General features: G+C 72.1%; 21 protein-coding genes. 11 read left to right on the plus strand and 10 right to left on the minus strand.

Annotation, left to right across the window (positions count from 1 at the left end; translation table 11 throughout):
- Nucleotides 1-256: 256 nt before the first annotated feature.
- The 3 genes from ACQF4J_RS18315 (at nucleotide 257) to ACQF4J_RS18325 (ending at nucleotide 3,843) form a co-directional block, all read left to right on the plus strand.
- A complete protein-coding gene (locus ACQF4J_RS18315; RefSeq protein WP_427166162.1) occupies nucleotides 257-1,957 on the plus strand; it encodes a chitinase in 1,701 nt (566 codons plus the stop codon).
- Nucleotides 1,958-2,036: 79 nt separating this feature from the next.
- The gene (locus ACQF4J_RS18320; RefSeq protein WP_351566179.1) at nucleotides 2,037-2,546 is read left to right on the plus strand and encodes a SigE family RNA polymerase sigma factor; all 510 of its coding nucleotides are present in this window, start codon (nucleotides 2,037-2,039) and stop codon (nucleotides 2,544-2,546) included.
- 40 nt (nucleotides 2,547-2,586) lie between these two features.
- Nucleotides 2,587-3,843 carry a hypothetical protein gene (locus ACQF4J_RS18325; RefSeq protein WP_427166165.1) on the plus strand — a complete coding sequence of 419 codons (1,257 nt, stop codon included), beginning with the start codon at nucleotides 2,587-2,589 and terminating at the stop codon, nucleotides 3,841-3,843.
- Nucleotides 3,844-3,935: 92 nt separating this feature from the next.
- Here the strand turns inward: ACQF4J_RS18325 and ACQF4J_RS18330 are convergent, their stop codons facing one another.
- The 8 genes from ACQF4J_RS18330 to ACQF4J_RS18365 form a co-directional block, all read right to left on the minus strand.
- Nucleotides 3,936-4,376, minus strand: coding sequence for an ATP-binding protein (locus ACQF4J_RS18330; RefSeq protein ID WP_351566173.1), 441 nt, complete (start codon nucleotides 4,374-4,376; stop codon nucleotides 3,936-3,938).
- Nucleotides 4,377-4,441: 65 nt separating this feature from the next.
- On the minus strand, nucleotides 4,442-5,341 hold the full coding sequence (locus tag ACQF4J_RS18335) for an anti-sigma factor RsbA family regulatory protein (protein WP_427166167.1): 900 nt from the start codon (nucleotides 5,339-5,341) through the stop codon (nucleotides 4,442-4,444).
- Nucleotides 5,342-5,375: 34 nt separating this feature from the next.
- Nucleotides 5,376-7,715, minus strand: a complete 2,340-nt coding sequence (locus ACQF4J_RS18340) for an ATP-binding protein (RefSeq protein WP_427166168.1) — start codon at nucleotides 7,713-7,715, stop codon at nucleotides 5,376-5,378.
- A 209-nt stretch (nucleotides 7,716-7,924) separates the two neighbouring features.
- A complete protein-coding gene (locus tag ACQF4J_RS18345; protein WP_427166169.1) occupies nucleotides 7,925-8,494 on the minus strand; it encodes a hypothetical protein in 570 nt (189 codons plus the stop codon).
- Between the two features lie 75 nt (nucleotides 8,495-8,569).
- Nucleotides 8,570-10,045: a GntP family permease gene (locus ACQF4J_RS18350; protein WP_351566164.1), complete on the minus strand. Its 1,476-nt coding sequence runs from the start codon at nucleotides 10,043-10,045 to the stop codon at nucleotides 8,570-8,572.
- 108 nt (nucleotides 10,046-10,153) lie between these two features.
- Complete coding sequence (locus ACQF4J_RS18355) at nucleotides 10,154-10,564, minus strand: RidA family protein (protein WP_351566155.1); 411 nt, start codon at nucleotides 10,562-10,564, stop codon at nucleotides 10,154-10,156.
- Complete coding sequence (locus ACQF4J_RS18360; RefSeq protein WP_351480569.1) at nucleotides 10,561-11,322, minus strand: IclR family transcriptional regulator; 762 nt, start codon at nucleotides 11,320-11,322, stop codon at nucleotides 10,561-10,563. Before ACQF4J_RS18360 ends, ACQF4J_RS18355 begins: the two co-directional genes overlap by 4 nt.
- Entirely contained in the window at nucleotides 11,319-12,380 is a 1,062-nt protein-coding gene (locus ACQF4J_RS18365) for a sugar kinase (protein WP_351566152.1), read from the minus strand. Before ACQF4J_RS18365 ends, ACQF4J_RS18360 begins: the two co-directional genes overlap by 4 nt.
- 136 nt (nucleotides 12,381-12,516) lie before the next feature.
- Here ACQF4J_RS18365 and ACQF4J_RS18370 point away from each other — a divergent pair, with 136 nt between their 5' ends.
- Both ACQF4J_RS18370 and ACQF4J_RS18375 read left to right on the plus strand, forming a co-directional pair.
- Nucleotides 12,517-13,794 (plus strand): amino acid deaminase, encoded by a 1,278-nt coding sequence (locus tag ACQF4J_RS18370; RefSeq protein WP_351800778.1) that lies wholly within the window; start codon nucleotides 12,517-12,519, stop codon nucleotides 13,792-13,794.
- Between the two features lie 12 nt (nucleotides 13,795-13,806).
- On the plus strand, nucleotides 13,807-15,438 hold the full coding sequence (locus tag ACQF4J_RS18375; RefSeq protein WP_351566146.1) for an N-acyl-D-amino-acid deacylase family protein: 1,632 nt from the start codon (nucleotides 13,807-13,809) through the stop codon (nucleotides 15,436-15,438).
- Between the two features lies 1 nt (nucleotide 15,439).
- Here ACQF4J_RS18375 and ACQF4J_RS18380 read toward each other — a convergent pair whose 3' ends face one another.
- The gene (locus tag ACQF4J_RS18380; protein ID WP_351566143.1) at nucleotides 15,440-16,279 is read right to left on the minus strand and encodes a trypsin-like serine peptidase; all 840 of its coding nucleotides are present in this window, start codon (nucleotides 16,277-16,279) and stop codon (nucleotides 15,440-15,442) included.
- Between the two features lie 145 nt (nucleotides 16,280-16,424).
- On the minus strand, nucleotides 16,425-17,105 hold the full coding sequence (locus tag ACQF4J_RS18385) for a hypothetical protein (protein WP_351800780.1): 681 nt from the start codon (nucleotides 17,103-17,105) through the stop codon (nucleotides 16,425-16,427).
- A 125-nt stretch (nucleotides 17,106-17,230) separates the two neighbouring features.
- Between ACQF4J_RS18385 and ACQF4J_RS18390 the strand changes: the two genes are divergently transcribed.
- The 6 genes from ACQF4J_RS18390 (at nucleotide 17,231) to ACQF4J_RS18415 (ending at nucleotide 23,637) form a co-directional block, all read left to right on the plus strand.
- Nucleotides 17,231-18,442 (plus strand): pyridoxal phosphate-dependent aminotransferase, encoded by a 1,212-nt coding sequence (locus tag ACQF4J_RS18390; protein WP_351566132.1) that lies wholly within the window; start codon nucleotides 17,231-17,233, stop codon nucleotides 18,440-18,442.
- An 89-nt stretch (nucleotides 18,443-18,531) separates the two neighbouring features.
- Nucleotides 18,532-18,948 (plus strand): hypothetical protein, encoded by a 417-nt coding sequence (locus ACQF4J_RS18395; RefSeq protein ID WP_351566129.1) that lies wholly within the window; start codon nucleotides 18,532-18,534, stop codon nucleotides 18,946-18,948.
- A gap of 292 nt (nucleotides 18,949-19,240) precedes the next feature.
- Nucleotides 19,241-20,305 carry a hypothetical protein gene (locus ACQF4J_RS18400; RefSeq protein ID WP_427166173.1) on the plus strand — a complete coding sequence of 355 codons (1,065 nt, stop codon included), beginning with the start codon at nucleotides 19,241-19,243 and terminating at the stop codon, nucleotides 20,303-20,305.
- The gene (locus ACQF4J_RS18405) at nucleotides 20,302-21,531 is read left to right on the plus strand and encodes a toxic anion resistance protein (RefSeq protein ID WP_427166175.1); all 1,230 of its coding nucleotides are present in this window, start codon (nucleotides 20,302-20,304) and stop codon (nucleotides 21,529-21,531) included. Before ACQF4J_RS18400 ends, ACQF4J_RS18405 begins: the two co-directional genes overlap by 4 nt.
- Nucleotides 21,528-23,057: a substrate-binding domain-containing protein gene (locus tag ACQF4J_RS18410; RefSeq protein ID WP_427166177.1), complete on the plus strand. Its 1,530-nt coding sequence runs from the start codon at nucleotides 21,528-21,530 to the stop codon at nucleotides 23,055-23,057. The genes ACQF4J_RS18405 and ACQF4J_RS18410 overlap by 4 nt, the downstream gene beginning before the upstream one ends.
- Complete coding sequence (locus tag ACQF4J_RS18415) at nucleotides 23,044-23,637, plus strand: hypothetical protein (RefSeq protein ID WP_427166178.1); 594 nt, start codon at nucleotides 23,044-23,046, stop codon at nucleotides 23,635-23,637. Before ACQF4J_RS18410 ends, ACQF4J_RS18415 begins: the two co-directional genes overlap by 14 nt.
- The last annotated feature ends 169 nt before the right edge of the window (nucleotides 23,638-23,806 follow it).

A 23,806-nucleotide genomic window follows, 5' to 3' on the forward strand; every position in this document is an offset into this window, starting at 1 on the left:
GTTGCGCCGTCGGCGCGCCGGGATTACTCCGGTGCACCGAAATGACTTCACTGCGTGACTACGTCAGCACTGTAACCACGGGCCTGTGACCGGAGAACAGCGTTTGTGCAGCTGATGTGGAACTGCCGCCTCGCAAGTTGCGCCAAAACGGGGCACCTTGTGCATCTTGCCGATCCCGAGCCGACCCTCGCCCTCGACCGCCCGCATTTGGTCTGGACCTCTTGACAGCAGTATTGGTCTGGACCAACTTATTGTCATGTCCCCACAGAGACGATCAGCACGGTTCTGGTCAGGAGCCGTCACCGCCGCCCTCGCCCTCACCTTCCTGGGCACGGGCCAGGCGTCCGCCGCGGACGTCAACAACGCCCAGAACGCCGGCTTCGAGTCGGGCCTGGGCAACTGGACCTGTTCCGCGAGCAGCGGGACGACGGTCTCCTCCCCCGTCCACAGCGGCTCGGCCGCCCTGAAAGCGACACCGGCCGGGCAGGACAACGCCCAGTGCGCCCAGACGGTGGCCGTCCGGCCGGGCTCCACGTACACCATGAGCGCCTGGGTGCAGGGCGGGTACGCCTTCCTGGGCGTCACCGGCACCGGCACCACCGACGTCTCCACCTGGACCCCGGACTCGTCCGCCTGGAAGCAGTTGTCGACGACCTTCACCACCGGCGCGTCGACGACGTCCGTGACGGTCTACACCCACGGCTGGTACGGGCAGGCCGCCTACTACGCCGACGACGTCTCGGTCTACGGCCCCGACGGCGGCGGGGGCAGCGGCGGCGGGGGCCCGACGGTCCCGGCCGCGCCGGGCGGCCTCGCGGTCTCCGGCACGACGTCCTCCTCGGTGTCGCTGGCCTGGAACACCGTGTCCGGCGCGACCGGCTACAACGTCTACCGGGACGGCACCAAGGTCACGGCGGTGACGGGGACGTCGGCGACCGTGACCGGCCTGGCCGCCGCCACCTCGTACTCCTTCCAGGTCACGGCGGTGAACTCGGCCGGTGAGTCGGCGAAGTCCGGGGCGGTCACCGGGACGACGGCCACCTCCGGCGGGGGCGGCGGAGGCGGCGGCACACTGCCCAAGCACGCCGTCACCGGGTACTGGCAGAACTTCAACAACGGAGCGAAGGTCCAGAAGATCTCCGACGTCTCCGCGCAGTACGACATCATCGCGGTGGCGTTCGCGGACGCGACGACGACACCGGGCGCGGTGACCTTCAACCTCGACTCGGCGGGGCTCGGCGGCTACACCGTCGACCAGTTCAAGGCGGACATCAGGGCCAAGCAGGCCGCCGGGAAGAAGGTGATCGTCTCGGTCGGCGGCCAGAACGGCACGGTGTCGGTGAGCGACTCGGCCTCCGCGACGAACTTCGCCAACTCGGTCTACTCCCTGATGCAGACCTACGGCTTCGACGGCGTCGACATCGACCTGGAGAACGGGCTCAACGCCACCTACATGTCCCAGGCGCTGCGGTCCCTCTCGGCGAAGGCGGGCTCGTCCCTGATCATCACCATGGCCCCGCAGACCATCGACATGCAGTCGACGTCCGGCTCCTACTTCCAGACCGCGCTGAACATCAAGGACATCCTCACGGTCGTCAACATGCAGTACTACAACAGCGGTTCGATGCTGGGCTGCGACGGCAAGGTGTACTCGCAGGGGTCGGTGGACTTCCTGACCGCCCTCGCCTGCATCCAGCTGGAGGGCGGCCTCGCCCCGTCCCAGGTGGGTCTCGGCGTCCCGGCGTCCACGAGCGCCGCGGGCAGCGGGTACGTGTCGCCGACCGTGGTGAACAACGCCCTGGACTGTCTGACGGCCGGCACCAACTGCGGTTCCTTCAAGCCGTCGAAGACGTATCCCGCCCTGCGGGGCGCGATGACGTGGTCGACGAACTGGGACGCGTCGGCGGGCGGTTCGTGGTCCGGCTCGGTGGGAGCGCATGTGCACGCGCTGCCGTAGCCGAAGAAGGGTGAAACATTTCCCCGGGGTCACCGCATCAATGAAGTGAGAACGGCGCCGGCGGACAGGGGGAACGGGCATGAGACAGGCACGCGCGGACGAGTACGCGGAGTTCGCGGCGGCGCGTGCCGGGCATCTCTACCGTTCCGCCTGTCTGCTCACCGCCGGTGACACGCATCTCGCCGAGGACCTGGTGCAGGAGACCCTCGGCCGGCTGTACGTCAGCTGGGGACGCGTGTCACGGGTCGGCAACCCCGCCGGGTACGCGCAGACCGTTCTCGCGCGCACGTTCCTCGCGCATCAGCGCCGGCGCAGCAGTACCGAGCGTGCCACCGACGTGCTGCCGGACCGGGCGCACGACGGCACCGGGGACACACCGCTGCGGCTGACCCTGCTGGAGGCGCTCTCCCGACTGCCCGCGAAGGACCGGGCGGTGGTCGTCCTGCGCTACTGGGAGGACCGCTCCATCGAGGAGACCGCCGACGCCATGCACGTCAGTTCGGCCGCCGTGCGCACCCGCTGCGTCCGTGCGCTCGGGCGGCTGCGCGGGCTGCTGGGCGAGGAGCTCGGCGAGTACGCACGCCCCTGACCGCTCCTTCACACCTCACTTCGCGAAACGGTGGTCCGTCATGCCCGACGTCGAACAGCACAGCGACCCCTTCGAGGAACAGCTCTCGGCCGACCTGCGCCGCGCCGGCGCCGGGTTCGACGCCGACCGGGCCGCGCTCGTCGCCGCGGGGGCGGTGCGCGGACGGCGCCGGATGCTCAGGCGGCGCGCCGCCGTCGTGGGCGGCGCCGCCTCCCTCGCGCTCGTCGGGCTGGGCGGGGCGCTGCTGCTGCCGGGCGGCAACGGGTCGGCACCGCGGGACGAGGCCACCGTGGGCACCTCCGGCAACTCCGCCACCGCGGCCCCCGCCCCCGACCCCGTCTCCGGCGACGCGTTGATCCGTGCCCTGGAGAAGCTGCTGCCCGAGGGGAAGTTCAGCAAGGCGGAGGCGCGCGGCACGGACGAGGAGCCGGGTCCGTACGTGAGTGGCGTGTACGACGACGGCAAGGGCGCGGCGGCGATCGCCGTGAGCCTCGGGCGGGTCCAGCCCGGCAGCGACGAGGCACGGCAGACCACCGAGTGCCCGGGAAAGGTGTTCACGCACTACGACACCTGCGGCACGACCCGGCTGCCGGACAGCTCGGTGGTGATGGTCCTGCAGGGGTACGAGTATCCGGACCGCCGGGTGGACACCAAGCTGTGGAGCGCCGAGCTGGTCACGCCCGAGGGGCAGCACATCGGCATCAGCGAGTGGAACGCGGCGGCCGAGAAGGACGCGCCGGTCACCCGGCCCGAACCGCCGCTGTCCCCGGCCGCGTTGCGGCAGCTCGCGGCGGCCCGCGTCTGGCGGGACGCCATCGACGCGACACCCGAGGTCCCCGGCCGGCCGGCCGGCGATCCCACGCCCACCGCCACCCGGCCCGCCGTGGCGGTCGCCCCGACGCTGCGGGGCCTGCTGCCGAAGGGGAGGTTCACGGTGTCGGAGGACAGCGGCGACGACACCGGCTTCGGCTATCTCGTCGTCGACGACGGAAAGGGCAAGTGCCTCGTCCAGGTCAACGTCCAGGACGACATGTCGGACGTCGCCGGTGACCTCTTCGGCTCCGGCTCCCAGACGCTGCCGGACGGGACGAGGGTCGCCGTGCACCAGGGGCCCAGTGAGAAGGGCGGCGCGGGTGCCGTGATGTGGACCGTCGACACCATGCGCGGGGACGGGAGGCGGGTCGTGATCAGCGAGCTCAACTCCGGCGCCCCGCACGACGCCGCGACGCGCGGCACCCCCGCCCTGTCGGTCGAGCAGCTGCGGGCCATCGCCCTCAGCCCGAGGTGGTGGCGGTAGCCCCGACGGCCTGAGGACCGTCTGCCCGGCCGGGCAGGTGACGGCCGCCCGGGGCTGGGCAACCCCCCGGGCGGCCGGACCGAGCGGAACGGCTATCGCCGACCACAGCCGTCCGCCCCGCACGTACCGAGCTCGAACCACACGGTCTTGCCCGGTCCCTCCTGGTGGCAGCCCCAGCGCAGCGCCAACGCCTCCACCAGGAACATCCCGCGCCTGCTCTCCGCGGTGTCCGTGTCGAGCACGCGCGGCTCGCGGCGGCCGCCGTCGCTCACCTCGCAGCGCAGCACGCCGTGCGCCGCGCACAGGGTGAGCCGGAAGCGGCCCGCGGAGTGCCGCAGGGCGTTCGTGGCCAGCTCGCTGACCAGCAGCTCGGCCACGTCCGCCAGGTCACCGTCGCCGTCCGTGAGCCCCCACCGCTCCAGCTGCCCGCGCACCTCGGCGCGGGCCTCACGGACACTGGTGGGGCGAGGGGCGTAGTCGGTGCTCGAACAACCGGCTCCCAGGGGCGGTTGGGGATACGCGGTGTGCACCATGGGGAGAGGATGGCCTTCCCGCGGGCGCGGCGCACGGGGAGGACTACCCGAATCCATACCTGCCACTACCCGTACTGCAGCCGCACGGTCGCCCCGTGGGCGTCGTCACGCACGTCGACGTACGCGCACACCTGGCGGGCGAACCACAGCCCCTGCTCCGGCTCCAGTTCGGTGGCGGGCGGCGGGACGAAGCCGGCCAGGGGGTCCTCGACGCGGCGGGTGATGCGCAGTTCGCAGACGCAGGCGGGGGCCTCGCCCCACAGCGTGACGCCGGTGACGGGGCCGAGGGCGGCGGCCGCGGCGGTGACGGACTCGGCGAGCAGCTCCGCGTCCACCCGGCCCAGTCCCCGCGCCGCAGCCCGGGAGCGCACGGCGTCGGCCCAGGGCTCGCCGAGCGGCTCCGCGTCGGACGGGGGCGGCGCCAGCGGTACGGCGTCCAGCTCGGCGGCGAGCCGGACCGGGTCCTCGTAGACGCCGGTGCCGGGGTGGGCGCGGCGGGCCGCCGCGGCGAGGGCCTCACCGGTGATCCGGGTGTCGTAGGCGCACAGGGCGGTCGTGGCCATGGGCGCGAACAGGAGGTTGGCCAGGGCCTCGTAACGCAGCCACTCGCCGGTCTCCCGGGCGGAGCGTCCGGCGCGGCCGTCCCACACCGGTTCCATCAGCAGGTGGAGACGGCCGCCGGGACCGGCGTTCCCGGCGAGGTAACCGGCGCTCTGGGCGACGGCGTTGGCGGCCGAGCCGGTGTACCAGTCGGTGTGCTCGATGAAGGCGACGTCCTTGGCGTCGGCGCCGAGCGCGTCCCGCAGGAGGCCCAGCTTGCCGGGGGCGGCGATGGCGACGGGCGGGGGTTCGCCGGGCGCGCCGAGGCCTTCGGCGAGGAAGGGCAGGGCGGCGGCCACGAACTCGTCGTCCGCGCCGAAGACGGCCATGCGGTGGTCGAAGCGGGTGGTGGGTTCGGCGGTCATGGTTCTCCTCGAATGGGGAGGGTGCACGGGCGGTTCAGCGCTGGGCCGTCATCCAGGCGGCGATCTGGCTGCGGTTGCTGAAGCCGAGCTTGCTGAGGATGCGTTCCACATGGCCTTCGGCGGTGCGGCGGGCGATGACGAGACGGTCGGCGATCTGCTGGTTGGCCAGTCCCAGGGCGACGAGCTGGGCGACCTCGGACTCGCGGCGGGTGAGGCGGACGACGTCCGCCGGCCCGTCGGCGCGGGCCGGCGTGCCGTGCGCCGGCGGGCGTTCGGCGGTCTCCTCCCCCATCGCGTATCCGACGGCCTTCGTGAGGCCCAGCGCCGCGCCGCACCGGTAGGAGCGTTCGAAGGCGGCCGCGCCGAGGGCCTCGCGGGCGCGGGACTCGCTCTCCAGCCGGGTGGCGCCGAGGGCCTGGGAGCCCCAGCGGAAGCGGTCGACGTCGGCCCAGACGCGGTCGGAGCCGCCGAGCAGGACGGCCGCCCGCTCGAAGGCGCCGAGCCGGGCGGCGGTCTGGGCGAGCAGGTCGAGGGTGAGGCCGATGCCGGTGGCGTCGCGCACGGCGAGCTTGAGCCGCAGCGCGTCCCGGGCGTGCCGTTCGGCCCGCTCCCAGTCCTGTTTGACGCTGTGGGCGAGGGCGAGCATCCGCTGCACGTACGACAGCACCCATTCCTCGCCCTGCTCCTCGCACAGCCGCCGGGTCTCCACGCAGACGGCGACGGCCTCGTCAGCCCGGCCCAGGAAGCTCAGGGCACAGGCGAGTTCGACCCGGTCCAGGCCGACCATGCTCAGGTGCTGGCCGGGGACGCGGCCGCGGGCGACGGTGGCGCGGAAGTGCTCCAGGGCGCCGGTGAGGTCGTCGTTGAACAGCCGCAGGACGCCGATGACGTACTCGGCGTGCGCGGCCTCGGCCTCGTCGCCGAGGGAGCGGGCCAGGTCGCGGGCCTCCTCGGCGCGCCGGCGGCCGGAGGTCAGGTCCTCCTGGGAGCCGGCGAGCAGTCCGGCGATCCACAGGGCGCGGGCCCGCTCCCGGGTGGGCTCGGGGCAGGCGGTCAGGGCCCGTTCGAGCCAGTAGCGGCCCTCGCGGGGTGCGCCGCAGGCGTGCCAGTAGAACCACAGGCTGCCCGCGAGACGCAGTCCGGCCGGTGCCTCGCCCGGCCCGCTGAGGCTGAAGTCGAGGGCGGCGCGCAGGCTGTCCTGGTCGGCCCGGAGCCGGGTGACGATCGCGCGCTGCCCTGGCCCGAACCAGGCGCGTTCGGACTCGGCGGCCCGGCGCTGCATCCAGTCCCGCTGCCGCCGCCGGGCCGCGGTCTCCTCGCCGTCCCGTCTCCCGAGCCGGTCCAGGCCGTAGTGCCGCAGCGTGTCGAGGAGCCGGAAGCGCACCCCGTCCGGGCCCTCCTCCCGGCTGAGTACGGACTTGTCGACGAGCCCGGCGACGGCCTCCAGCACCTCGTGGGAGGCGACGCGCTCGCCGTCCGCGCACACCGCCTCCGCCGTGCGGGCGTCGAAGGAGCCGGCCAGCACGGAGGCCCGGGCCCACACCAGCTGTTCCCGTTCGGTGCAGAGTTCGTGGCTCCAGTCGACGGCGGCGCGCAGTGTCTGGTGGCGGGGCAGGGCGGCGGAGGAGCCGGCGGTGAGCAGGCGGTAGCGGTCGTCGAGGCGTTCCAGGAGCTGCTCGACGCCGAGGACGCGCATCCGGACGGCGGCCAGTTCGATGGCGAGCGGGAGTCCGTCGAGGCGGCGGCAGAGGCGGGCCACGGCGGGGCGGTTGGCGGCGGTGAGCCGGAAGCCGGGAACGACGGCGGCGGCCCGGTCGGCGAAGAGGGCGAGCGCCGGGTAGCCCTCGGGGTCGGAGAGGTCGCCGTCCGGGTCGGGCACGGGTAACGGGCGTACTTCCAGCAGGTGTTCCTCGGTCAGGCCGAGGCGGTGGCGGCTGGTGGCGAGGACGCGGATGCCGGTGGTGCCGTGCAGCAGGGCGGCGGCCAGTTCGGCGCAGGCGCCCAGCAGGTGTTCGCAGTTGTCGAGGACGAGGAGCAGACGCCGGTCGCGGACCTGCTCGATCAGGGCGTCCAGCGGAGGCCGGCAGGAGTGGTCGTGCAGGCCGAGGGCGTCGGCGGCGGCGACCGGGACGAGTGCCGGGTCGTGCAGGCCGGCCAGCTCCACCAGGCGGACGCCGTCTGCGAAGCCGCGTTCGACGCGGGCCGCGATGCGTGCGGCCAGCCGGGTCTTGCCGACGCCGCCCGGCCCGGTCAGGGTGACCAGGCGTGCTCTCGCGAGCAGCTCGCGGCCCTCGGTCAGTTCGCCGCGCCGGTCGACGAAACCGGTCGTCTCGACCGGCAGGTGACGGTCCCGTCGCGGCGCTGATCCGCCCATGATCAGCCTCCCGTTGAAACGGAACCTCACTCTCCTCCGGCTTCGGCATATATGCACGCGCCGCTCACACGGCCGAGTGCAACTTTGCCCGAGGAGAGGGCGGGAGGAACGGCCGCGCGTACACTGCGCGGCCCATAGCGGAACGGTTCACACCGGGAGGCGGAGGAGGCCGACGGGTTCGGCGGCCGGGTGCGGGGTTCCCGCGACCGTCAGTCGGCGTCCTCGGCGTCCTCGGCGTCCTCGGTGTCGGCTCCCTTGTCGTCCTCGTCCTCGAAGTACGCGTCGAGGACTGCGTCGAGCTGCGTCTCCCACTCGCCGAAGCGGGACCGGGAGGACGCCTCGATCTCGATCGGGTACCAGCGGCGCTCAGGAGTGTGCACCGTGATGGTGAACCGCTTGCCGAAGCGGGGGGACTCGGTCTCGACGGCGCCGATCTCGTCCCAGCGGAACTCGCACTCCTGGTCGTCGAGGAACAGTCGCACGCCCCTTGCGTCGGCGACGATTCTGGCGCGGCGGTCGGAGGCCTCGAACACGGGTCCCTCGGGGGCCTCTTCCCCGTCGTCGTCCGTCGCGGGCTCCTCGACGGCGTCCTCCGTCCCGGCCCCGGCGGCATCCGTGTCCGCCTCCGCGGTCCCGGCCTCGGCGTCCTCGGGCCCGGTGTCCTCCGGCTCTTCGGTCGCGGGCGAGGTGAGCCCGGGGATGAAGGCCGGGTCGAATCCGGCACCCGTGACGGGCTCGCCCTTCAGGGGCTGGCTGCTCGAACCTATGCGCTGCTCCACAGCGGGCAGTATGGTCGACGATCCTGTGCCGGACACAGTCGGCCCCAACTTCGTTATCAGACGCCTACATGCGGCTCACACGAACACACTGACCGCCGCGGCCACGGCGAACCCCGCCACCGACAGCACCGATTCCAGCACCGTCCACGACTTCAGCGTGTCCCGCTCGCTGATGCCGAAGTACTTCGCCACCATCCAGAAGCCGCCGTCGTTGACGTGCGAGGCGAAGATGGAGCCCGCCGAGATGGCCATGATGACCAGGGCGACGAAGCTCTGGGAGTGGTGGCCCCCGGCGAGGAGCGGGGCGACGATGCCGGCCGTGGTGACGATGGCGACCGTGGCCGAGCCCTGGGCCACCCGCAGGACCACCGAGATCAGGTAGGACAGGACGATCACGGGCAGGCCGACGTCGTTGAAGGTGTCGGAGAGGGCCTGGGCGACCCCGCTGGCCTTGAGGACCGCGCCGAAGACACCGCCCGCGCCCACGACCAGGAGGATGTTGCCGACCGGCTTGAGGGAGGCGGTGGAGACGGTCTCCAGGGACCTGCGGGACCAGCCGCGGCGGATGCCGAGGAGGTAGTAGGCGAGGAGCAGGGCGATCGTCAGGGCCACGAAGGGGTGGCCGAAGAACTCGATCACCGAGCGGCCGGTGGAGGGGTCGAGGGCGATCGAGGAGAAGGTCGCGGCCAGGATGAGGATCAGCGGGGTGCCGATGATGCCCAGCACCGTGCCCAGCGGCACCGGCTTCTCCGGGGGCTCGACCCCCGACGCCCGCTGTTCCTCGACGACGGCCTGCCGGGCCTCGGCGGCCGCCTCCACCATGTCCTGCGGTACGGCCACGAAGACGCGGTTGCCGATCCACGCCGAGTACGCCCACGCGGCGAGCACGGCGGGGATGCCGCAGACGACGCCCATGAGGATGACCCGGCCGAGGTCCACGTGGAGCAGACCGGCCGCGGCCACCGGGCCGGGGTGCGGGGGCAGGAAGGCGTGGGTCATCGACAGGCCGGCGAGCAGGGGCAGGCAGTAGAGCAGGATCGACCTGCCGCCGCGCTTGGCGGCCGCGTACACGATCGGCGCGAGGACGAAGATGCCGACGTCGAAGAAGACGGGGATGCCGAAGATCAGGCCGGTGAGCCCCATGGCGAGCGGGGCCCGCTTCTCGCCGAAGAGGTTCAGCAGCCGGGAGGCGAGCACCTCGGCGCCCCCGCTGACCTCCAGGATCGCGCCGAGCATCGTGCCGAGACCGATGATGATCGCGACGTGCCCCAGGATGCCGCCCATGCCGGACTCGATCGTGGACACGGCGTCCGACCGCTGGACCGTGCCGAAGAGTTCGGTGACCGACAGGCCGGCGAGCAGGCCGACGGCTATGGAGACGGCGAGCAGCGCCACGAACGGCTGAAGTCTGACCTTGATGATGAGGAAGAGGAGCAGGGCGATACCGATGGCGGCGACCGTGAGCAGACCGGCCGTGCCGTCGACCAGGAGGAGCAGACCGCCGGTGTGGGGCGGGGTCTCGGGGGCGGCCGCGGCGAGCGAAGGGGGCATTCGAGGGTCCTCTGGGTAAGTACATGCAGCTTTCGGGCAGGGGGGATCGCGGCACGGCACCTCGCGAGGTGCCGTGCCGTGCGGGTCGTGCGGGGAGTCGGGGGAGGGTCAGCCGAGGACGGCGAGCGCGTCGATCTCGATGAGGAGGCCGGCGGGCAGACCGACGTAGACCGTCGTGCGCGCGGCGGGCGGCTGGGTGAGCCCCTGCTCCTCGAAGTAGGTGTTGTAGATGCCGTTCATCTCGGCGAAGTGGTCGACGTCGGTGAGGTAGACGCGGATCATCATCACGTCGTCCCAGCTCGCGCCGCCCTCCTCCAGGATGGCCTTGACGTTGGCGAGGGTCTGGAGGGTCTGCTCGCGCAGGGTGGGGCCGGCGGGCGTCGGCGGCTTGCCCTCCTCGGCCGGCAGGAAGCCGACCTGGCCGGCGACCTGGAGGATGTTGCCCTTCTTCACGCCGTGGGAGAACCGGGCGGGCGGGGTGGTGTGGGTCCTGGGGGTGAGGGCGGTCTTGTCCGTCATACGGGGTCCTTTGCTGTGGTTCTGCCCGAGTACTCGCCGCTGATCGCGTCGGCCGTGCGGCGCACCAGCGGGAGCAGGGTGAGGAGTTCGTCGGCGGTGACGACGACGTTCGGCGCGGAGACCGACATCGCGGCGACGACCCGGCCGTCGGCGCCGCGGACGGGGGCCGCGACGCAGTTGATGGATTCCTCGTGGCCGCCGAGGTCGGTGGCCCAGCCCTGTTCGCGCACCTTCTCCAACTCCCGCAGGAAGGCCGCGGGGTTGGGCGTGGAACGGGACGTGTACATGGGGTAGTCGAGCTTGTCGGCGAGGGCCCGGCGCTCGGCCTCGGGGAGGTCGGCGAGGAGCAGCTTCGCGACGGCCGCGACGGTGATGGCGACGGGTTTGCCGATCCGCGAGTACATCCGCACCGGGTACCGGCTCTCCACCTTGTCGATGTAGAGCACCTCGTCCTCCTCGTACACGGCGAGGTGCACGGTGTGCCCGCACTGTTCGTTGAGGCGTACGAGGTGGGGGTGGGCGATCTCGCGGATGTCCAGGTTCTCCATCGCCTCCTGGGCGAGGGCGATGAGGCGGGCGCCGAGGCGGTAGCGCTGGTCGGACTGGCGGTAGACCATGCCGTGCTCGTGGAGCGTGCGCAGGAGCCGGAGCGCCGTGGACTTGTGCACGCCGAGGCGGTCGGCGACCTGGCCGAGGTCGGCGGGGCCCTCGGCGAGCAGCGGCAGGATGCTGAGCGCGCGGTCGACGGTCTGGCTCATGGGGTGCGTACCTCCTCCGGGGCCTTGCCGGCTTGCGTCCAGCCGGGGCCGAGTCGAAGTGTCTCCCAGGTGTCGTCGTCGAGGGCGGCGAGGTGGTCGGCGTGTGCGCGGGCGGGTGGCGGCGCGAGGTCGCCGGGGGCGGTGAGGGCAGCGGCCGCCCACAGGTGGCCGTGGCGCAGGCGGGTCTTCACGGGCAGGCCGCGCAGGGTGGCGGAGAGGAACCCCGCGGCGAAGGCGTCACCGGCGCCGACGGTCGCCACGACGTCCACGGCGGGGGCGGGGACGAAAGTATCCGTTCCCGCGGCTCGAGTGCCCGCCGACACGAAGGCGGTGGCCCCCTTCGCCCCCTGCTTCACCACCAGCACTCCCGGCTCGGGCAGCACCGCCCGGATCTCCGACGGGCCGCCCGTGACCCCCCAGGCATCCTCCGCCTCGTCCTCCCCGACGAACACCACGTCGGCTCCCCGTGCCAGTTCCAGCAGCACCCGGGGGCCGTCGGCGTCCGGCCACAGCCCCGCCCGGTGGTTGACGTCGAAGGAGACGAGGGGCCGGCCCGGCGCGGGTGCCGTCAGCTCACGCAGCAGCTCCAGGCACCCGGGCGACAGCGCGGCCGTGATCCCCGAGAGGTGCAGCACGCGCGCCGCCCGCAGCGCCGCCGGGTCCACCGTGTCCGCGGACATGGCGGAGGCCGCCGAACCGGCCCGGTAGTAGGCGACCTCGTGCGCGTCCGTCGACCGGTCCCCCGCCGTACGGAAGTACACGCCCGTGGGGCGCGAGGAGTCCCGTTCCACCGAGGAGACGTCGACGCCGAACCCCCCGATCGTCTCGACGAGGTGATCGCCGAACCCGTCCGCGCCGACCCGGCTGACCCACCTCACCGCGTGGCCCGCGGCGGCAAGTCCGCACGCCGCGTTCGACTCCGCCCCGCCGATCCCCCGCTCGAACGACGGAACGTCGGCGAGGCGGCCCGGGCGGCTGGGCAGGAAGGTGACCATGGACTCGCCGAGCGCGACGACGTCCACGACGTCGGGGGCGTTGCGGGGTCCGTCGGTGGTCACGATCGTCGTAGCTCCCAGGTGAGATGCGGGTAACGGCTTTTCGTTGACCCCGCGTTGGCCGAGATGTTAGACAGCAGTAAGCGACATACGCAATGAGCATTGCATTTACTGCAACGCACCTGATCAGGGAGGCTGTATGGCCCGCGACACCGGCTCCGAAGCGCTCGCCCGCCTCGCGGAGGAACGCGTCGACCACCGTTTCAAGGGCCTCCCGCCGGACGCCGACGGCCTGACGGTCGGTGAGCTCGCCGCGCAGCGCCGCAATCTGTTCACGGACGGGTTCACCACCCCCGTGCTCGCGCTGTCCGCCGAGCGCCTGGAGCACAACCTGGCGCTCATGGAGACGTACGCCGCCCGGCACGGCCTGGCGTTCGCCCCGCACGGCAAGACCTCCATGGCGCCCCGGCTGTTCGGGCAGCAGATCGACCGCGGGGCGTGGGGCATCACGCTCGCCGTACCCCATCAGGTGCGCGTGGCACGGGAGTTCGGCATCCAGCGGGTCTTCCTCGCCAACGAGCTCGTCGACCCGGCCGCGCTGCGGTGGATCTCCGCCGAACTCGACGCCGACCCCGGCTTCCGGCTCGTCTGCTACGTCGACTCCGTGCGCGGCGTCGAGCTGATGGACGCGGCCCTTGCCGGAGCGCGGCGCCCCCTCGACGTCGTCGTCGAGCTCGCCGCCGGCGACGGCGCCCGGACCGGCGTCCGGACGGAGGCCGAGTGCGCGGCCGTCGCGGACGCGGTCGCCGGCACCCGCACCCTCCGGCTCGTCGGGGTCGCCGGGTACGAGGGCGAGGTGCCGCGGGCCGATCCGGAGCGGGTGCGCGCCTGGCTGCGGCGGCTGGTCGAGCTGGCCGTCGGCTTCGACGGGGCGGGGCGGTTCGCGGGACTCGACGAGATCGTGGTCAGCGCGGGCGGCAGCGCCTGGTTCGACGCGGTGGCCGACGTGTTCGCGGAGATCCCCGCACTGTCGGCGCCCGTACTGAAGTTGCTGCGCTCCGGCGCCTACGTCTCGCACGACGACGGCCACTACCGCAAGCTCACGCCGTTCAACCGGGTCCCGGAGGAGGGCGCCCTGGAGCCGGCGTTCCGGCTGTGGGCGCAGGTCGTCTCCCGTCCCTCCGCCGAGCAGGCCTTCGTCAACGCCGGGAAGCGGGACGCGGCCCACGACCTCGATCTGCCGTTCGCCCAGGTCGTACGCCGGGACGGCGCCGAGCGCCCGGCCACCGGCGTCTCGGTGACCGCCCTGTCCGACCAGCACGCGTGGCTGCGGACCACCGACGAGGCGGACCTGGAGGTCGGAGACTGGGTGGGGATGGGGCTGTCCCATCCGTGCACGTCCTTCGACAAGTGGCAGCTGATCCCGCTGGCCGAGGCGGACGGCACGGTCGTCGACTACATCCGTACGTTCTTCTAGAGGGAGCCCGCCATGGAAGAGCTCGTCATCCGGGACGCGGACGTCGTGGACGGCAGCGGTGAGCCGTCGTACCGCGCCGACGTGGTGGTCGACGGCGGCAGGATCGTCTCGATCGTGAAGGAGGCCGCGGCGGCCGGCTGCCAGCGGCCCGAGGCCCGCCGGGAGCTGGATGCCGAGGGGCTCGTGCTGTCCCCGGGCTTCATCGACATGCACGCCCACAGCGACCTCGCCCTGCTGCGCGACCCCGACCACAGCGCGAAGGCCGCGCAGGGGGTCACGCTCGAGGTCCTGGGCCAGGACGGGCTGTCGTACGCGCCGGTCGACGACCGCACTCTCGCCGAGGTGCGCCGGACGATCACCGGCTGGAACGGCCACGGCGACGACATCGACTTCGACTGGCGCTCGGTCGGCGAGTACCTGGACCGCCTCGACCGGGGCATCGCCGTCAACGCGGCCTATCTGATCCCTCAGGGGACCGTGCGGATGCTCGCCGTCGGCTGGGAGGACCGCGAGGCGACGCCCAGGGAACTGGACCGGATGCGGCAACTGGTCGCCGAGGGCATGGAGCAGGGCGCGGTCGGCATGTCCTCGGGACTGACCTACACCCCCGGCATGTACGCCGAGGACACCGAACTGACAGAGCTGTGCCGGGTGGTGGCGTCGTACGACGGCTACTACTGCCCCCACCACCGCTCGTACGGGGCGGGCGCCCTGGAGGCGTACGCGGAGATGGTGGCCCTGACCAGGGAGGCCGGCTGCTCCCTCCATCTCGCCCACGCCACGATGAACTTCGGCGTGAACGAGGGCCGGGCGCCGGAGCTGCTGCGGCTGCTGGACGAGGCGCTGGCGTCCGGCGCGGACATCACGCTGGACACCTACCCCTACACCCCCGGCTGCACGACGCTGGCGGCGATGCTGCCGAGCTGGGCGAACGAGGGCGGTCCGGAGGCGGTCCTGAAGCGCCTGGCGGACGACGACACGGCCGAGCGCATCCGGCACCACATGGAGGCGGTGGGTTCGGACGGCTGTCACGGCGTGCCCATCGAGTGGGACACGATCGAGATCTCGGGGGTGAGCGACCCGGACCTGGCCGGCTTCGTCGGCCGCAGCGTGCGGGAGTCGGCGGACCTGCGGGGCGAGAGCCCGTGGGCGACCGCCCGGCACCTGCTGCTGCGCGACCGGCTGGGCTCGACGATCCTGCAGCACGTCGGCCACGAGGAGAACGTGCGCACGATCATGCGGCACCCGGTCCACACCGGCGGCTCGGACGGCATCCTGCAGGGCACCAAGCCCCATCCGCGCGCCTACGGCACCTTCCCCCGCTATCTCGGGCACTACGTGCGGGAGTTGGGCGTGCTGTCGCTGGAGGAGTGCGTCGCCCACCTCACCTCGCGCCCGGCGGCGCGGCTGCGGCTGCCGGACCGGGGCCTGGTCCGCGAGGGGTACCGAGCCGACCTCGTCCTGTTCGACCCGGAGACGGTGGCGGCGGGAGCGACGTACGAGCATCCGCGGACACTGCCGACGGGCATTCCCCATGTCCTCGTCGACGGCCGCTTCGTGATCGAGGACGGGCGGCGGACGGACGTGCTGGCGGGGCGGGCGGTCCGTCGCAGTCCCGTGCGACGGAACGCCACCCGCGGCTGAGTTACGGCTTGGGCAGCGTGCAGCCGCTCGCGCTCAGGTTCAGCTTGTTTCCCGTCGTGAAGCAGGCCGGGATCTGGTAGGTCTCCTCGGCGTAGTTGATGCCCTGGCGGACGGTGACGTTGCCGCTCGCGTCGACCTCGCACGGGTTGTTCTCCGTGCAGCGCTCGCCGTCCTCGTTGCCGGTGTTGTTGACGGCGACGACCTTGCCGGTGGCGTTGTCGATCACCGGCGAGCCGGAGGTGCCGCCGATGGTCTGGCAGGCGGAGGTGTAGCGGAGCGAGTCCTTCCAGGTCCAGTCGCCCTCCTTGAGGCGGTAGACGAAGCCGTCGATGTTGCAGGCGTAGGTCCGCTTCCAGTAGCCGGAGACGACCGTGATGGCGGTGCCGGCCGTGGGGTGCGTGTCCTGCACGGTCAGCGGGCTGATGCCGTACGAGCTCCTGATCGCGGAGTACGTGGTCGTCAGCCGGTAGATGGTGACGTCCGTGTCGGTCATCGTCGAGTAGACGACCTGGTTGGCCCGCAGCGTGGCGACCCGGGTGCCGGAGGAGTTCAGCAGGCCGAAGGAACGGCTGGAGGACTGGCCGGTGATGACCTCGCCGGGCGACGGGAAGCCGGTCTCCAGGCAGTGGCCGTTGGTCATGACCAGCGCCGGGTCGGTGTCCGCGGAGTTCGGGAAGCGGATGACCGAGCCGGAGCAGTTGCTGAGCGAGACGGTGCCGGCGAAGTTGACGGCCTTCAGGGCGGGTGCCGCCGTGTCCTTGACGGGCGCCGCGACCGCGGGCGCCGCTCCGGCCCCGGCGAGTACCAGGGCGGTGACGACGGCGCCGAGAGGTTTCTTCATGTGGGGGTCCCCTCTTGCGACTTGGGCGACCGGAGATCTTCCGGCCGCCCGCGTATTTGTCATGGGCATTGTGAGGGGAGAGGGATGGTGGGGCAAGGAGTCGTTTCAGGACCGGATTCGGGAGAGGCTTTGCGCCACCACCCGACTACCGGGGCCGCTTGCCGTGACCGGGGTTGTTGCCGGAGTTGCCGGGCGCGGAGGTGGTCTCGACGGGGGCCGAGCCGGACGTGGTGGCGGGGGCGGAGGGCCGCGCGGAGGCCGTGGCGGCGGCCGTCGGACTCGGGCTCGGGGTCGAGGTCCCGCCGCCGGGTGTGGTGGCGTCGGTCGCGGGCTCGGCGGACACCGGCGCGCCGCCGGGGGACGCCGGTGCGTCACCGCTCGCGGCGGACGCCTCCTGGCCGGTGGGCGCGGGAAGGTCGGTGGCCGACGGCCCCGTGTGCGCCCCCTTCCCCCCGGTCCCGCCCGCGGACGCCCCCGAGAAGGAGAACCCGGCGATCACGGCCGCCACCGACACGGCTCCCACCGCTCCCGCGACCGCGATCCGCGGCGAACGCCACCGGCCGGGCCTGCGCCGGGCACGGTGGCCGGGTGCGGCACGCCGCTGGGGACGGTCCGTGACCGGCAGCACGGCGGGCAGCCGGGCCGTCTCGTCGTAGGCGTTCTGCCAGCCGTGCGCGGCGGCCGGGTCGGCGTACTCCTCGTAGGAGGGCGCGGGCTGCTCCTGCGGGTGGTACACGCTCGGCGGGTCCTGCACACCACCGCTCGCCGGGTGGCAGGCGATGTCCGTCCCCTGCGCCCCGTTCTCGTACTCGGCTGGCCTCGACATGGCCGCGCATTGTAGAGACGGGTGGGGCCGACGAGACAGCTACCGGCGATAACAGCACAAACCTCGCGTCTCACGTGGCGGAAAACACGGCCCGAAAGGCGTTACCGGGCCGTAAGCTCCCTGACATGCAGGTGATCCAGTCGACGAAACTCGCCAACGTCTGTTACGAGATCCGCGGCCCGGTGCTCGAGGAGGCGATGCGGCTGGAAGCGGCCGGACACCGCATCCTCAAGCTGAACACCGGCAATCCGGCGGCGTTCGGCTTCGAGTGCCCGCCGGAGATCCTGGAGGACGTCCTCAGGAACGTCTCCACCGCGCACGGCTACGGCGACGCCAAGGGCCTGCTGGCAGCCCGCCGGGCGGTCGTCATGCACAACCAGACCCTCGGCATCGAAACCGACGTCGAGCACGTCTTCATCGGCAACGGCGTCTCCGAGCTGATCGTGATGGCGATGCAGGGGCTGCTGGACGACGGCGACGAGGTCCTCGTACCGGCCCCCGACTATCCGCTGTGGACCGCCGCCGTGTCGCTGTCGGGCGGCACCGCCGTGCACTACCGCTGCGACGAGCAGTCCGACTGGATGCCCGACCTGGCCGATGTCGAGCGCAAGGTCACCGACCGCACCAAGGCGATCGTCATCATCAACCCCAACAACCCGACGGGGGCCGTCTACGACGAGGCGGTGATCAAGGGGCTCACCGACATCGCCCGCCGCAACAACCTGCTGGTCTGCTCCGACGAGATCTACGACAAGATCCTCTACGACGGTGCCACGCACACCCCGACCGCCGCGGTCGCCCCGGACCTGCTGACCCTGACCTTCAACGGCATGTCGAAGGCCTACCGGGTGGCCGGGTACCGGGTCGGCTGGATGTCGATCTCCGGGCCGCGCGCCCACGCCGACTCCTACATCGAGGGCCTGACGATCCTCGCGAACATGCGGCTGTGCGCGAACATGCCGGGTCAGCACGGCGTGGTCGCCGCGCTCAGCGGCCGGCAGTCCATCAACGACCTGGTACTGCCGGGCGGCCGGCTCAAGGAGCAGATGGACACCGCGTACGAGCTGCTCACGCAGATCCCGGGGGTGAGCTGCGTACGGCCGAAGGGCGCCCTGTACCTGTTCCCGCGGCTCGATCCCAAGGTGTTCAAGATCAAGGACGACCGTCGGATGGTGCTGGACCTGCTGCGCAGCGAGAAGATCATGGTCGTGCAGGGGACCGGGTTCAACTGGCCCGAGCACGATCACTTCCGGGTGGTGACCCTGCCGACGGTCACGGACCTGCGGGACGCGATGGGCCGGATCGGACGCTTCCTGGACGGCTACGGCCAGCCCTAAACCTCTGCGGCCTCCTGATCTTTTCAGTTCGCTCAACTTTAGACGGAATCTAAGCTAGGATGGTTTCCTGACAGCACAGGAGGTCATCCATGTACGAGCCGATCCGCACCAAGTCGGTCCACAGCACGATGGCCGGCACGACCTCCGACTTCCCCCACCGCTCCCGCGAGGAGGAGCTGGACATCCAGCTCGCCGGGCATCTCGCGGCGCTGCTGACCGTGACGGACGAGCTGCGGGCGGCGGCCCCCTCCCCCGGCCTCGACGAGGCGGCGGAGCGACTCGCCCGGCAGGTGGCCCGGCTGCGGGGCGGGGTGACTCCGGTCCGTATGACGTCGGCGCCGTCCGATGCCGACGTCACGGCCCTGCACGAGCGGGCCCACGCCCTCGCGGGCCGCGCCCTGGTCGTGGCGGCCTCCCGCGCCGACACGGCGGCGGCGATCCTCGCCGCCGAGCAGATGGACGTCCACGCGGCGGCGCTGGAGCCGCGCGAGCTGGCGTCCACCTGAGCCCTTCCCCGCGGGGCTCTCCCTGACGGCCCCGGTCCGCGTGCACCCGCAGCGACGCGCGGACCGGGTGCCATGCACTGCGTTGGCTTGGCGTGGGGTGCGGTGTCGCCGTGGGGCGTTCTGTGCGTCGGCGGCTGCGGGTTCGTCGTGGCTTGTCGCGCAGTTCCCCGCGGCCCCTCAAGAGCGCGTTTCCGCGGCTCTTCGAGGGCGTTGCAGGGCCGGGGCCGGTATGTCACCCCCCGTTCATCGGTTGCGGCGGGGAATGTTGGGTTCCGGGAGCACTCTCCACGGCGTGAGACGCATCGTAGGGATCGTCCTCGCGGTCGTGTTGATGGGCGGCGTGGTGGCTGCCGTCCTCGCGGGCCGGGAAGCGGACGACAAGGGCACGGCAACGAAGACCGTGCGCATGGTGATCGGGTCGGAGAAGGCCGAGTACTTCGCCGACCCCGCAGTGGTGAACGCCCTCGCCGCCAAGGGCTACACCGTGAAGGCCGAGACCTCGGGGTCCTGGGCCATGGAGGGACTCGACCTCAAGGGCTACGACCTGGCCTTCCCCTCCAGTCAGGCGCCCGCCGTCGAACTGGCCGCGCGCTACCGGGTGCACGGCGCCCTGCCGCGGCCCTTCTACTCGCCGCTCGTCGTCGTGGCCCACCGCAGCGCCGCCCAGGTGCTCGCGGCGAACGGCCTCGCGACCCTCGACACCGGGCACCGCGGCACATTGAGAATGGCCGCCCTGCTGGACGCCGCCCGCCACGACCGGACCTGGCAGCAGCTCAAGGGGGCGAGCAGCTATGGCGAGTTGAGCGGAACCCTCTTCATCGCCAGCACCGACCCGGAGTCCTCCAACTCCGGCGCCCTCTACCTCGCCGCCGCCTCGTACGTGGCCAACGGCGGCCGGGTGGTCTCCGACAAGGGCGGTCTCGACCGCACCGAGCCGGTGCTGAGGAAGCTCGTCACCGTGCAGGGCGCCCAGCAGACCGGCTCGGACGCGGTCTTCCGGGACTTCGTCAGCGGGGCCGGCAACCCGCTCGTCTGGGTCTACGAGTCGCAGGTCGCCTCGCTGCTCGCGGGCGGACAGAAGCCCGGTGACCTGGTTGTGCTCTACCCGGACACCACGGTCGACAGCGACCACACCGTCGTACCGCTGACGGACGCCGGCAAGACGCTCTCCGAACTCCTGTCCACCGACCGGGAGTTGCGGCGGCTCGCGGTGCGGCACGGGTTCCGGCCGCAGGGCGACACGTCCGAGTTCGCCACGGACACCACATACCTCAAGCAAGCACTGACCGGCGTCCGGCAGGCGCCCGTGCCCACCTCCGCGGTGCTGCACGAGATGGCGCGCCGGGCGCGCGGATGAACGGGGGAACTCCTGTGAACGGCTTCAACGACACAGCTCAGCACGGCCATCAGCCCACCCTCAGCGGCGACGACGTCTTCACGCTGACCCCACCCGAGGCCGTCGCGCCCGTGCCGCGGGAGAAGGCCGGCGGACTCGTGCCGGTGGACGACGGCGTCCGCACCGACATGGCCGCGAAGGCCTCCGCGTACGTCGCCGGTCTCGCCGCCCTCGACGCCCGCTCGCCGGAGTTCGCCGGCAAGGTGGGCGAGATCACCGGCCTGGGCGCCGGCGAGATGCGGGCCGCGGCCGCGCAGTCCAACCGCATGCTGGAGCGGACCGTGCGCAGCCTGCCGGACAAGGGCGGGGACGCCCAGTCGAAGGTCGCCGGCTCGCTGGTCGAACTCCGGCGCGTCGTCGAGGACCTGGACCCCCGGGACCTGCCCGCCGGCAAGGGACGGAAGTTCCTCTCCCGGCTGCCCGGCGGGAACAAGCTGCGCGACCACGTCGCCAAGTACGCCTCCGCGCAGGGCACGTTGAACAAGATCGTGGGCTCGCTGCGCGGCGGCCAGGACGAACTGCGCCGGGACAACGCCGCGTTGCAGACCGAGCGGGTCCGCCTCTGGGAGACCATGGGCAAGCTGCAGGAGTACGTCGTGCTCACCGAGGCCCTGGACGCGGCCGTGGAACAGCACGTCGCCGGCGTCGCGGACCCCCAGGAGGCCGACGGTCTCCGTGCCGACGTGCTCTTCCCGGTCCGGCAGAAGCACCAGGACCTGCTCACCCAGCTCGCGGTGTGCGCGCAGGGCTACCTCGCCATGGACGTCGTACGCCGCAACAACGACGAGCTGATCAAGGGCGTCGACCGGGCGGCCACGACCACCGTGTCCGCCCTGCGCATCTCGGTGATGCTGGCGTCCGCGCTGGACAACCAGAAGAAGGTCGTCGAGCAGGTCAACGCCCTGCGCGGCACCACGGAGGACCTCATCCGGGGCAACGCCGAGATGCTGGCCACGCAGAGCGGGGAGATCCAGCGGATCGCCGCGGACCCGGCCGTGGGGGCCGAGACCCTGCGTGCCGCGTTCCAGCAGATCTACCGGACGCTGGACGCGATCGACACGTACAAGGTCCAGGCGACCGAGGCGATGGCGACGACGGTGGAGAACCTGACGACCGAACTCCGGTCCGCGAGCGCCTACTTGGAGCGCAGCCGGTCGCGGGGCGCGCTGGAAGGGGGTCTCGCGTGAGACGGACCCTCACCGCCGTCCTGTCGGCGGCCGCCCTGCTGACCGCGTGCAGCACGGCCCACAAGGACGACCCCACCGCCCCCGAACCCGGCACCCTGCGCATCCTCGCCTCCAGCGAAATCGCCGACATGGCTCCCGTCCTGGAGCAGGTCCGCAAGGACACCGGGCTCAGGGTCCGCCCCACCTACATGGGCACCCTCGACGCCGTGAACCTGCTGGCGTCGGGCCGGGCGGACGGCCGCTACGACGCCCTGTGGCTCTCCTCGGACGACTATCTGCGGCTGCGCCCCGAGGCGGCGAAGAAGATCGTCTCCGAGACGCCGGTCATGTCGAGCCCGGTCGCCGTCGGCGTCAGGACGGGCACCCTGCGGGCGCTCGGCTGGCAGCCGGAGAACGTCACCTGGTCCCAGGTGGAGAAGGCCGTACAGGACGGTGAACTGACCTACGGCATGACGGACCCGGCCCGCTCCAACTCCGGCTTCTCCACGCTGATCTCGGTCGCCTCCGCGCTCTCCGGCGCCCAGTCGGCGCTCACGGACGCGGACGTGGCGAAGGCGACTCCCCGCCTGAAGGAGTTCTTCAAGGGCCAGAAGCTGACGTCGGGTTCGTCGGGCTGGCTGGCGACGGCGTACAAGCGGCGCGCGAACGTCGACGCACTCCTCAACTACGAGTCCGTCCTCGCGGGCATCCCGGGCCTGACCGTGATCCGCCCCAAGGACGGCGTGGTGACGGCCGACTATCCGCTCTCCTCCCTCGCCACCACCGACGCGGCGACCCGCGAGGAGGTCCGCCGCCTGACCGAGGCACTGCGCACGCCCGCGATCCAGCGGCGGATCACCACCGCCACCCACCGCCGCCCGGTGATCCCGTCGGTGCCACCCGCGCCCGGCCTCGACACCGCCCGCCGCCGCGAACTCCCCTTCCCGGGTTCCCGTTCGGTCGCCGACGGCCTGCTGCACTCGTACGAGAACGAACTGCGCCGCCCCTCCCGCACCGTCTACGTCCTCGACACCTCCGGCTCGATGGACGGCGACCGGCTGGCCCGCCTGAAGCGGGCCCTAGCGGACCTCACCGGCGACTTCCGGGACCGTGAGGCGGTGACGCTGATGCCGTTCGGTTCCGGGGTGAAGAGCGTGCGGACGCACGTGGTCGACCCGGCGGACCCCAAGGCCGGACTGGACGCCATCCGCGCGGACACCGAGGCACTGTCCGCCGACGGCGACACCGCGATCTACACCTCGCTGGAGAAGGCGTACGGGCATCTCGGCACCGACCGCGACACGTTCACGTCGATCGTGCTGATGACGGACGGCGAGAACACGACGGGCGCGAAGGCCGCGGAGTTCGACTCCTTCTACCGCTCGCTGCCCGCCGACCGGCGGGAGATCCCGGTCTTCCCGATCCTCTTCGGCGACTCCGACCGCGGGGAGCTGTCCCACATCGCCGACCTGACCGGCGGCCGCCTCTTCGACGCTCGGAAGAGCTCGCTGGACGGCGCCTTCGAGGAGATCCGTGGCTATCAGTGAGTACCTCGAGTCCCGCAAGAACATCGCGGGCAGTGTCTGCGGACTGGCCGGCCTCGCGCTCACTTTCACAGGCGTGGCGGGCCCCTACTGGCCGGTGGTGGTCGCCGGTCTGTACGGCGCCGGTGCCCTGATCGCCCCACCGGAACGCCCGCCGCTGCCGGACTTCCCGTCGCCGTCGGCCCAGCTGGAGGAACTGCGGGCCGATTTGGAGAAGCTCGGCGCATACCTGGCGGAGGTCGACCTTGCGCCGGCCGCTGCGGACCGCCTCACGGAACTGACGGACCTGCTGACCGCCCTGCTCGACCCCGGCCGGGCGTCCGAACTGCTCGCCCAGGACCCGGAGGGCGTGCACACCCTGTCCCGGACGGTACGGCAGGACATCCCCGAGGCCGTCGACAGCTACGTACGAACCCGCTGGTGGACCCGCCTGACCCCCGGCTCCGAACCCCCGGAACACCACCTGGAACGCCAACTCGCACTCCTCCAGGAGGAGGCGAAGACACTGGCCACGGCGCTGAGGGAGACGGAGACCCGCCGCCAGGAGACCCACACCCGCTATCTGGAGGAACGCTCACGGTAAGCGCCCCGCTTCCAGGGGCGCGGGGAACCGCGCGACAAGCCACAGACGGCCCGCGGACGAAAACGGCGAAGGCCCGCCCCGTTCCTCCCGTCGGGGCGGACGGAAAGAGAAGGACAGGCCCGAGCCACACACGCCATTGTGCGCGGCCTCGCCGTACAACACCGCGGCC

Origin of the sequence: Streptomyces sp. C1-1 (assembly GCF_050214755.1) — a bacterium.
Lineage (GTDB): Bacteria > Actinomycetota > Actinomycetes > Streptomycetales > Streptomycetaceae > Streptomyces.